Source organism: Alkalimonas sp. NCh-2 (assembly GCF_039631345.1).
Classification (GTDB): domain Bacteria; phylum Pseudomonadota; class Gammaproteobacteria; order Enterobacterales; family Alteromonadaceae; genus Alkalimonas; species Alkalimonas mucilaginosa.
The window spans coordinates 545,239-554,339 of record NZ_JBDIUV010000002.1 but is presented as its reverse complement, the minus strand read 5'-3'; the positions used below and the strand labels follow the sequence as shown (position 1 = coordinate 554,339).

Annotated in this window: 14 protein-coding genes; 1 reads left to right on the top strand and 13 read right to left on the bottom strand. The window is 51.0% G+C overall.

From position 1 onward, the window contains the following. Positions 1-72: 72 nt before the first annotated feature. The 11 genes from ABC502_RS07830 to ABC502_RS07780 all read right to left on the bottom strand — a co-directional run bounded on the left by ABC502_RS07830 (position 73) and on the right by ABC502_RS07780 (position 7,334). The gene (locus ABC502_RS07830) at positions 73-555 is read right to left on the bottom strand and encodes a hypothetical protein (protein ID WP_345915475.1); all 483 of its coding nucleotides are present in this window, start codon (positions 553-555) and stop codon (positions 73-75) included. Then, a complete protein-coding gene (locus ABC502_RS07825; protein WP_345915474.1) occupies positions 542-1,066 on the bottom strand; it encodes a lysozyme in 525 nt (174 codons plus the stop codon). Before ABC502_RS07825 ends, ABC502_RS07830 begins: the two co-directional genes overlap by 14 nt. 169 nt (positions 1,067-1,235) lie before the next feature. Further along, positions 1,236-2,048 (bottom strand): Rha family transcriptional regulator, encoded by an 813-nt coding sequence (locus ABC502_RS07820; RefSeq protein WP_345915473.1) that lies wholly within the window; start codon positions 2,046-2,048, stop codon positions 1,236-1,238. Positions 2,049-2,356: 308 nt separating this feature from the next. Continuing rightward, complete coding sequence (locus ABC502_RS07815; RefSeq protein WP_345915472.1) at positions 2,357-2,695, bottom strand: hypothetical protein; 339 nt, start codon at positions 2,693-2,695, stop codon at positions 2,357-2,359. Continuing rightward, positions 2,692-3,021, bottom strand: coding sequence for a helix-turn-helix transcriptional regulator (locus ABC502_RS07810; RefSeq protein ID WP_345915471.1), 330 nt, complete (start codon positions 3,019-3,021; stop codon positions 2,692-2,694). The genes ABC502_RS07815 and ABC502_RS07810 overlap by 4 nt, the downstream gene beginning before the upstream one ends. A 205-nt stretch (positions 3,022-3,226) precedes the next feature. Continuing rightward, positions 3,227-3,682, bottom strand: a complete 456-nt coding sequence (locus ABC502_RS07805; RefSeq protein WP_345915470.1) for a hypothetical protein — start codon at positions 3,680-3,682, stop codon at positions 3,227-3,229. Between the two features lie 81 nt (positions 3,683-3,763). Continuing rightward, positions 3,764-4,951, bottom strand: coding sequence for a tyrosine-type recombinase/integrase (locus ABC502_RS07800; RefSeq protein WP_345915469.1), 1,188 nt, complete (start codon positions 4,949-4,951; stop codon positions 3,764-3,766). Between the two features lie 3 nt (positions 4,952-4,954). After that, positions 4,955-5,161, bottom strand: coding sequence for a hypothetical protein (locus ABC502_RS07795; protein WP_345915468.1), 207 nt, complete (start codon positions 5,159-5,161; stop codon positions 4,955-4,957). Beyond that, positions 5,154-5,960 (bottom strand): ATP-binding protein, encoded by an 807-nt coding sequence (locus ABC502_RS07790; protein ID WP_345915467.1) that lies wholly within the window; start codon positions 5,958-5,960, stop codon positions 5,154-5,156. The genes ABC502_RS07795 and ABC502_RS07790 overlap by 8 nt, the downstream gene beginning before the upstream one ends. Further along, on the bottom strand, positions 5,957-6,787 hold the full coding sequence (locus tag ABC502_RS07785) for a hypothetical protein (RefSeq protein WP_345915466.1): 831 nt from the start codon (positions 6,785-6,787) through the stop codon (positions 5,957-5,959). Before ABC502_RS07785 ends, ABC502_RS07790 begins: the two co-directional genes overlap by 4 nt. 361 nt (positions 6,788-7,148) lie before the next feature. Further along, entirely contained in the window at positions 7,149-7,334 is a 186-nt protein-coding gene (locus ABC502_RS07780) for a hypothetical protein (protein WP_345915465.1), read from the bottom strand. Between the two features lie 297 nt (positions 7,335-7,631). Here ABC502_RS07780 and ABC502_RS07775 point away from each other — a divergent pair, with 297 nt between their 5' ends. Next, positions 7,632-7,766, top strand: a complete 135-nt coding sequence (locus ABC502_RS07775) for a hypothetical protein (RefSeq protein ID WP_345915464.1) — start codon at positions 7,632-7,634, stop codon at positions 7,764-7,766. A gap of 378 nt (positions 7,767-8,144) precedes the next feature. Here the strand turns inward: ABC502_RS07775 and ABC502_RS07770 are convergent, their stop codons facing one another. Next, on the bottom strand, positions 8,145-8,594 hold the full coding sequence (locus tag ABC502_RS07770) for an HNH endonuclease signature motif containing protein (protein ID WP_345915463.1): 450 nt from the start codon (positions 8,592-8,594) through the stop codon (positions 8,145-8,147). Positions 8,595-8,605: 11 nt separating this feature from the next. Next, positions 8,606-9,100 carry a phage regulatory CII family protein gene (locus ABC502_RS07765; RefSeq protein WP_345915462.1) on the bottom strand — a complete coding sequence of 165 codons (495 nt, stop codon included), beginning with the start codon at positions 9,098-9,100 and terminating at the stop codon, positions 8,606-8,608. Between the last annotated feature and the right edge of the window lies 1 nt (position 9,101).

Genomic DNA, 9,101 nt, shown 5'->3' with positions numbered 1-9,101 from the left:
CGTGAATTGCACTGCAGCAGCATTGATTCCAGCCACACTGAATAATCAATGCCATCTGCATTAGTTCTAACGCTAAAACGCTCGATTGGTAAGCAGGGCTGCGTTAAGTCCTGCGGCGGGGCCATGTAAACCGCTTCGGTCACTGTCACCGTCCGGTAAACCGTCTGCACATTCGGACCACTTGAGCAGCCGGCAAGCATCGCCAGGCACAGTAGTGTTGGCCCACATTTGCACTTGTTCATTATCGGATTGCCTCAGCTCGTTGATCTGATTGCGGGTAGCCTGCAGCTCTTGTCGAAGTCGCTCCCGTTCTTGATCTGCTTCGATACGCATCAGGGCAAGTCGATTGCGATCAGCCACCAGCAGTTGATGTTGTGCGTTACCGAACTCAATCGCATCGGCCAGGTGATTTACTTCAGCTTGCTTGTACTGAACTTCGCCCTGTAGGTACTCGACCTGGGTCGTTGCATCATGCAGTTTTGATTGCAGCGAAACAGACATAATCGAAAGGCCAGCGATAATCAGGCCGATGATGTAGAACTTAATTTGCTTCATGTGATAAAGCTCCTTGTAGGCACAGGTCGCGCTCTTCACGCCTGCGCGTTACCAAACCCGGCAGCTGACGGCCACCGGCATAAGTCCAGCCTTCGCATGTACCACGGGTTTTACTGCAGGCGTGGGTTAGCTCAATGCAAGCATCAACACGATCACCTGCATTCAGTTTTCTTAATAAGGTAGAGCTGCGGAAGTTACCCGGGCCAACATTATAATGAAACGATAGATAAGCCTGATACTCTTGTTCGGACAGTTGAACCCGCACAACCTGAGTCAGTTGCCGGTCATGCTTCTTTATATCTTCTGCTAACTGAGCTACACACTCGTCAGGACTAAACACCTGGCCAAGTTGATGCGACGGATCTGCGCGGCCATAACATGAAGTAGTCATGCCAACCGGATCAGAATAAGTACCTAACACCTCACCTTCATGCTTGGCAATGAACACACCTCCACCGATAAGCGCAGTGCCAAGCCCAAGGGCTGCCAGTTTGGATGCCAGGTTAGCCATGGTGAACTCCTAATAAACAGGCAATAAAAAACCCCGGCTGAGGACCGGGGTTTGATGCGCTGGGGAATAAGGTGTAACTCTCGCAAGCTTAGCGAAATATAGCCGTTTTTAAGGGTGTAAAACAGATCATAAATGAGCCTTTTTGCTATCAGATTGTTAAATCTGCCAATTAAATCGACTTTTTCGCCTGAATGATCAACTCCTGGCAGCTTTGATGCACCATACCGGCCAGTCTGCCCGCACTTTGCACATGCTCTATCAGTTGGCGGCCTGGCTTCGAATCCAGCTGTCGCAGGAACCGGCGCATGCCGCACTCATCAAACACTTTCAGTGTCATTTCCGCATGACGGCACAGGGCGTGCAGGTTTGTCCAAGTGGCGTTGGCTTCTTGCTCGCTGGCAAAGCCTGGCAGAAGGTTGCTGCTGGCGGGCAGGTATTCCCCTTCCAGTACCAGCCGGTGAACGTACTCCACAGCTTGGGGCAGTTGATCTTTGGTTAGTTCGTCCAGGTGCTCTACATTAAAGCGGTGGTGGATCAGGTTGTAAGCCTCTGGGTACATCAAACCTTTTTTGCTAACCAGCAGGTTTACTGCATTGCGCAGGCCTGTGCGTTCGTCTGTACTGGTTTTACTGAATGACTGTTTTTTCAGCTTCTCAGCCATCCAGTTAAAGGCGTTGATATAGGCCTCTTTGATCTGGGCCGCTTTCTTGCCGGTAAATCCCATCACCAGGAAGATAAAGCCATCTTTGGTCATTTCATACATTGGCATTTTACGGATAGCACCATCACCACCAGGAACATCTCTTAGCACCTCCTTAAAATTAAGGAGGTGGAATTCTGGCGAGCAATCCAGTGATTTTAGTTTTGAAAGCACATTGTCGTGGCGTTTACCGAAGCACTCAGCAACTTTCAGGGAAGTGGTTTTGACTTGATCGCCGATAATATTAACGACTGAATCTGGAACGATTGATATTTGAGCCATGGGAGGCCTCCTTGAGATTTTAAGTTTATATCGACCACCAGTTAGTAGCTGGTAGCCGGGTGTCAACTAGAGCATCTCAAGAAGCTCCGGGCCTATTCCCCTTTCGGGTATTGTATTAACGCCTCTCCACCCGGCCATATTAGACAGGGATTTGCACCTAAATTACAGGCACAAAAAAACCGCGAGGCTTTCGGGTGCGGTTAACCGCTTGAGAATTTCTAGTACCAAGAACTATAAACCCGAAGCCAGTACTTGTAAAGACAGGCCAACACTGTAAGCCTGCAACTGCACAAAAAACACGTGAAACATTACAAAAAGCCCTGCAAATCACGCTCGGCCAGCAGCAAAAGACGCCTTTGGTTGCCATGCAATCGCCTGTTCTTCACGTAACGCCGGTTAATGATGGCAATGTATGCCGGCTTCAAAAAACTGACCTTGTGATCAATATCAGCCACCCATTGCGGCGGCCGTATGCTGTCACTGCCATGCGAAAATAGATGCTTATCCGAACTGGCCCAGATGCCTGTGCGCTCTATGTCGATGATCCGAGCCGTCACAGAAGTGGATGCATAACCCTGAATGGTTTCCCTGGCTTCCCACCAGCGACCCCAGTTTTTTAATAGTCTTCGCATTTCTGGTAATGTCATGCTGCTACTCCTTCAGGATTGGCCAGTGCTATTGCTTGCAGTAAGTCCATCTTGAATACGATTTCGCAGATCTGCAACACATGGCTGAAGTCAGGCTCTGTGACACCCTGCTCCCACCTTTTATAGGTTGCAAGGTTCATATCCATCAGCATGCACACTTCTTCCTGCGTCATGCCTATGTGCTTACGAGCGCAACGAAGTATGTTACCGCCATGCATCCAATCAGGTTCCTGGTCATTCAACATGACGCCACCCATTACCTGCAGACCAACTTTGATACCTTGGGTGAAACCATCGGTAAAAATAAATGCTGCTGCAGATGCCAATGGCTCCAGCCCAGCCGCTTACCCAAAATGCTATTGCCGGGTTATCTGCAGCTGACACTACTCGAGTAAATGTAAACTGTGCGGCGGTAATGCCCCAACTCACCATAAAACAAGCTGCAACACGCTGATCACGAACCAGCTGGCTATTCACGCCCAGCAAGAATACATTGGCAGCGGTCGCTATAAAGAGCCAGACAAGTTCCATCTAGCCCCCAAACAAAGCTATCAAGGCAGCGTCTCGCTGGTCTTCGTTACTGCGGCCATCCCAGCCGGTGATCTGGTTAAAATACTTTGCATCACGCTTAGCCAGGTGCTTCATAGCGCCCTGCAGAGGCCGAACCGGCTTTACCTGGTGCCCGGCATGCTCCAGCAGCTGCATGATGATGGTGGCAACTGCTTTTACCTGGCCAACCTTCTGGCTGATGTTGTTCATCACTGCCTGCTTGTTTTTAGCCTTTGGCATTGCTCTGGGGAAAGTTGGCTTAATCAGGTTCGGATCTTCCATCCGGATCACCAGCTCGCCACGAGCATACGCCCATTCCTTGCTGACCCACAAAACCAGATCCGGAACAGCCACGCGCTCCAGTCGGATGATTTTATTGCCCTCCACCAGGGCCACTCCGCTGGCGGTCAGGTCTGGATCTATCCCGATAATTCGCACTAAAAACCCCTTGTGTGTGTTCCATATTGAAAAACGCCAAAATACGCTACAGCCCTTGCCATATATGGCGGCAACTAATTTCTAGCAATTCTGCGTGGCCTGCTCTTGGCCTGTTTGAAACTGCTCAAAAAGCCAAGTGTGGTACCGCTGCATCGCCTCTTGTTTTACCTTGTAGGAATCGGCCCCACCGATGTACACCAAGTCCAATCCCTTCGGTTTATGGTTCAGCAGGCGCTCACTAACCCAGTAATCAATGCCAAGCTCTGCCCATGCACTACGGGCCGCCTTGCGTAAATCGTGGGCACTGAACTTGCGGCCAGAAACAGACCGGATCTGCTTGTCTGCTTCACTGGCACTGATGGCCTCTTTACCACCAAACAGATAAGGGCCACTGGATAACTGTTTAAATGCCTGCAGCTGCTCGCTGGCCTGCTCAGTCAGTGGCAGCACATGCACCACACCGGTTTTGGTAATGCTCTCTGGGATCACCATTTGCCGGGCGTCAAAGTCGATATAACTCCAGCGCATCTGGCGGGTTTCACCAATGCGGGTGGCAAACATCAGCATGAACAGCAGCAGCTGCTTGATGTGCTCGGGCAACTCCATGATCAAAGCGCCCAGCCGGCCAATATCCTGCACCTGCAGCTTGCCGAACTTAGGCAGGATCCGTTTCTGCACATGGTCACTGAATTTCATACCGGCCATTGGGTTGATGGTAATCAGCTCCAGTTCGGCCGCACTGGCAAACACCCGCTTTAGCACAGCGAAGTACTGGCGGATGGTTGAAGGTTTAAGCTCAGCGTTTTGCAGGGGAAGGATCAGCTTTTCATCCATGGTTATCTTGCGAACGTCACACAGCAGCACATCGCTAAGTCTGGGCATCAAATGCTGCTTAATGGCACTGACCACCCCTTTGCGTCGGCTCTTGCTCTTGATGGTTTCCAGCTCGATGCGCTGCAGGTACCAGGTCAGCAAATCGCCCACCGTGGCAAACTCCGTACTCTGCAGCTGCTCGCCCTTACCAAGGCGCTTTAGCAGATCGGGCAGCATGGCCTGCGCATCTTTGGTTTTCAGCACTGGCCAGTAGCCAATGCGATGGCGTTTTTTCCGGCCTTTCTCGTAGCGTACCAGGCACCAGGTCCCTTTGGTGCGGCAGCGGTGAAACCGTAATTGCAGCGGGTTGCGCAAGTCGGCCAGAGAATCGACCTGCGGATCGTCCGCATACCGCTTGATTTGAGAATCCGACAACGCAACCGCTACTGAACCCATGCACTACTCCGATTGCTGCACAGCGTTACGTAACACGTTGCGCAAGTACCGAACCTTATCCTCTACCAGCAACACCTCATTACCGAACAGATCAATGGCCAGCAACTTACGCCGCGGATCATCCGCTGGCATTTGCATCATTTCAGCGCTCACCGCCTGCAGGTGGTTGAGCGCTTCGGTTAAGTGGTAATCGGATTCAAATTTATGCATGCTTCACGGCTTCCATGGCTGACACTGTGGCTTCAAAGGATTTGCGCTGGCTGGCTCCTTGGAAAGCCAGTACCTTGCCGCCATCTTCGCGCAGCCGGTCAACGACACGCTCCCCTATGGCCTGCTTTACGCCATAAATATCGAGGTTGCTGATCATCACCGTGGGCAGCATGTTCTGGTACCGGCCATCCACCACATCGAAGATAAACAGCTTTTCGGTGTCGCTATCGAACTGCATGCCCACCTCATCGATCACCAGCAAATCCAGCGTAGAGAAATGCTTAATCAGCTTGGTTTCGTTGGTTTCAGAGCCCTTACGCCAGGTGTCTTTGAATTCGCGAATCAGGTCAATCAGCTTGATAATCCGGCAGCGCTTTCCTTTGCGCAGCAGGGCATTCACCACCGCGCAAGCCAGCATGGTTTTACCGGTGCCTACTCCGCCAGTCATCACGATGTTGCCACGGCCACCACTGGCAACGGTTTGGGTGAATTCCTGAATGGTTTTCAGGTTCGCAGCCTGAAACTGGTCGTTTGGGAAATAATCCTCAAACCCAACATCGCAATTGCGAACCGACACCCCGGCTTCCAGCCGCTGGCGGCGCAAATGCTCGCTGGCCAGGCGTTTCTGCTCGGCCAGTTCCTCGGCTTCACGGCTGGCGTTAGCCTCTGCCGCACACTTCGGGCACTGCTCGTTCAACAGGAATCGGTTACCCATAGGCAGGTACCGCACTTGGTAATCACCGTGCTTGGCACAGTGTTTGGTTTCTGGTTTGGTTGGCATATCGCTCGCAAAATTCATAAAACCCCCGATTCATAATTTTGGCTTTCAAAGCTGTGAGGCTGTTTCGTTCGGGCTTGGGGGGAAGCCCTGGCGTTAGCCAGCCACTGGTATTCAAACCCAGTCCAGCCCCGGGTGATGCATTCGGCCAAGCAATCGTCCACCGACCAGCCTGCAGCTGCAGCCAGGTTGAACTGACGGGATAGCCGGTTAATCACCGTTTGGCTTACCGGTGCCCGTTTGGTCTTTCGCATGGCAAGCCAGTCTTTCAGCACTGGTGCTGATGGCTTTGCAGGCCATGAGGAATAATCCAGATCCTTGGCTGCCTTCGCCCGTTCAGTTTTTTGCGCATCCGCTTCAGCGGTGCGAATATCTTTTAAGGGATCAGGTAAGAGGGAATCAGGATCCAGTAAGAGGGAATCAGCAGGATTACTAGTAGAGTGCTCTGGTTCCGCTCTGGATAAATCGCGATTAATCGTGAGTTCATTTAAATCAACAAGTTGGCGCATATCCTGAGTGAAGGCCGGTACTTCACTGCCTGATACCTTCTCGTTCTTGTGCGGGTTCTGGTGTTTGTCGAACTTCGGGATGTTGATGTAAATTTTGTCGCCGTCCGAGTAGAACCGTATGAATCCAGATTTATCCAGATTAATCGCGAGTTGTTTGATATCGCACTCGTCATAGGGCAGTAATTGGGCTTTTATCCGACCGGCCCGCCACTCCAGTTCGCCTTTAAAATCAGCCAGGGTCCACAGGCCAATGAATAGCAAGCGGCCTAATGCACAGTTCTGCTCTGCCAGGTCATCGTTCAGGAAAAATGCCGGCTTGATATTTCTTGCTCTGGCCATGCTATTTTTCCTTGTTCTGTTGGTGACTTGGGTTTAGAATTTTCATTGGTGATTAACTCCTATCTAGTTAGTTGCCATAGCCCCGACCGTGAATCGGGGCTTTCTTTTATCCTGGGGGTTGGTATGCGGACACCTGAAGAATATGAGCAGCTTCGCCAGAAGCTCGAAAGCGATATGCAGCTTCGTTTTTCTCTGTAGCAGTACGGCGATCACCTGCAAGATCAGCACGGCTACATTGATTTCGGTATGAAGGCAATTGCATATTATTTATTCCAAAAGTACCACTGGCCATTAAATACAATAAAGACCATGCCCCTTAGCGACCTGGTTAAGGTTCTTGAACCAGATTTCAGTAACTGGCTCATGAATAAAACCAACTGACCGCGCCGGTCAGTATCAGCGGCAAATAAGCGATTACGCTCACAATCACTGCCACCAAAAGCGATGGCACCAGCCTTAGTTGCGGATCATGGTTTCGGGCCCACAGGTACACCAGCAGCAGCACCCAGCAGAAGCACAGAATGACGATATGGAATGTTGATAACATAGCGTTCCCCAGTTGTTATTTAGGGCCGACCTTCCAGCCGGCATGGAGCTTGAACCAGTGCATCGCACTGTTTGGGCTCTAGGCGGGATCGGCAATCACGGGGCCGCCTCATTGTTCCGTGATTGCCACTGCGGTTTTTTAGTCCTGCAGTTGACTGGGTAATGAACTGGCCGTTGCTTAGCACCGCACGTACTCGTGGCCTACGCTTCTCACTGTTTAACCCGGCGTGTTCGTAGAAAAACCTTCCGGTTACCAGCTCATTGGTGCTTGCTACTGGCGCCGCTTGAGTGGCGAACCATGTCGAGCAGTGTGAATAGCAAGCCCAATAAACTGATCCCGCTTACCATCGTACGGGGACGCTTCTATTGGCGCCGGGTGCAACGTATTACGCTGATCAGCATCATTAAACTGGCCTACCATTCAACCGGATGATGCTCCAGTATCAGGATTCCCGAAGGTGCGGCCTCGCTGTGATGTATCTGCTTATTCGGCCTGCTGCCTGCGAGGGCCCACCGAATGGCTCCCCAGTCCACACCAGCCTTGCGCGGCTAATGCTTCCTGTTTTATCAGCACAGGCGCAACTGTCTTTATACACAAGCAGCAGGCGAATAAACCCCGCGCTTACCCGGCGCGGGACGGGAACCCTTTTACAACCCAACTTCTGCGCTGTTGCCAACGCATTAAGCTGATCACTGCACCGCTCAGCGGCAGCATCTCGGATTGGCTGCCATCCATACCCTGAAGCAATAATCAGGTTAATACGCGCCTGCAGTGCCAGGCTTACCATTCAAGCTATTTGGTAATTCTGTGTTATTGCCAAATTTTTCTTGTAACAATTGCATGAGCATGCCCCTTTGATTTGAGACCAAAAGCACTAGCTAACTGGCTAAAAGTACATTTCTTATCTTGGTAGTAATCTCTGACGGCCTCAGCAAATTTTCTGTCATATTTTGCGTTATGGTTAGCCTCACCAATTTGCTTACCAGCCATAACTGAGAATCTTCCTTTCTGAATAGCGTCATCAACGTTCTGCTTTATCGTCCCCAGAAATAAATGCTCAGGATTAACACAAAGTCCGTTGTCACAACGATGGCAAACACACATCCCTTCAGGAATGTCGCCATGAGCCAATTCAAATGAATATCTATGAGCCATGATTAACGGACCACCAGGAAGCCTGCCATACCTACCGCTGGAGCATTTTTTACCTTGCCATATCCAACAGCCCGATTCGTTAACTTGGTAATTCAGCTCATCCATATTTAAGAAACCTATGCTTTTCTTGAAACCGGCAGATCGCGCACCTGCCCTTTCACCAGCGACTTTAAGGCAACAGCTTCACGGATCATGCTGATGATTTTTGATTGAATCCCTTCAAATTCAGCTGGTGTGATCACGCCATCCGATCGGGCCTGGCGGATGTAGCCCATGGTTTCCCCCATTTCTTCGGATAGCCTCATTACCTGATCGCTCAGCTCTTCATCGCATCCAACCACATCAGGAACGTGCACCAGCACACAGCCACGGCTATGAGCCCAGGATTCAAGGATCCGGTCATCGTTTGAAAGTTCGGTAATTGCAACCGCCTCACCCAAGGTAAGCCGGTGGAACTCTTGATGCGGGTTTAGCTTATTGGCCAACACCACAGGGCTGATGCCCAGCTTTCGCGCCAGCTCACTGGCATTGTTGGCCTTGCCTAACTGGTAAGCGGCCTCCATTGGGCAGCTGTGTAAAATTTGAGCTGCTTTTTTCGTGTGTTTACTCATA

Bases quoted from the DNA above. Each gene is read 5' to 3' on its own strand.
- ABC502_RS07830 (WP_345915475.1), bottom strand. From the start codon at position 555: ATGAAGCAAATTAAGTTCTACATCATCGGCCTGATTATCGCTGGCCTT.
- ABC502_RS07825 (WP_345915474.1), bottom strand. From the start codon at position 1,066: ATGGCTAACCTGGCATCCAAACTGGCAGCCCTTGGGCTTGGCACTGCG.
- ABC502_RS07820 (WP_345915473.1), bottom strand. From the start codon at position 2,048: ATGGCTCAAATATCAATCGTTCCAGATTCAGTCGTTAATATTATCGGC.
- ABC502_RS07815 (WP_345915472.1), bottom strand. From the start codon at position 2,695: ATGACATTACCAGAAATGCGAAGACTATTAAAAAACTGGGGTCGCTGG.
- ABC502_RS07800 (WP_345915469.1), bottom strand. From the start codon at position 4,951: ATGGGTTCAGTAGCGGTTGCGTTGTCGGATTCTCAAATCAAGCGGTAT.
- ABC502_RS07795 (WP_345915468.1), bottom strand. From the start codon at position 5,161: ATGCATAAATTTGAATCCGATTACCACTTAACCGAAGCGCTCAACCAC.
- ABC502_RS07790 (WP_345915467.1), bottom strand. From the start codon at position 5,960: ATGAATTTTGCGAGCGATATGCCAACCAAACCAGAAACCAAACACTGT.
- ABC502_RS07785 (WP_345915466.1), bottom strand. From the start codon at position 6,787: ATGGCCAGAGCAAGAAATATCAAGCCGGCATTTTTCCTGAACGATGAC.
- ABC502_RS07780 (WP_345915465.1), bottom strand. From the start codon at position 7,334: ATGTTATCAACATTCCATATCGTCATTCTGTGCTTCTGCTGGGTGCTG.
- ABC502_RS07775 (WP_345915464.1), top strand. From the start codon at position 7,632: ATGTCGAGCAGTGTGAATAGCAAGCCCAATAAACTGATCCCGCTTACC.
- ABC502_RS07770 (WP_345915463.1), bottom strand. From the start codon at position 8,594: ATGGATGAGCTGAATTACCAAGTTAACGAATCGGGCTGTTGGATATGG.
- ABC502_RS07765 (WP_345915462.1), bottom strand. From the start codon at position 9,100: ATGAGTAAACACACGAAAAAAGCAGCTCAAATTTTACACAGCTGCCCA.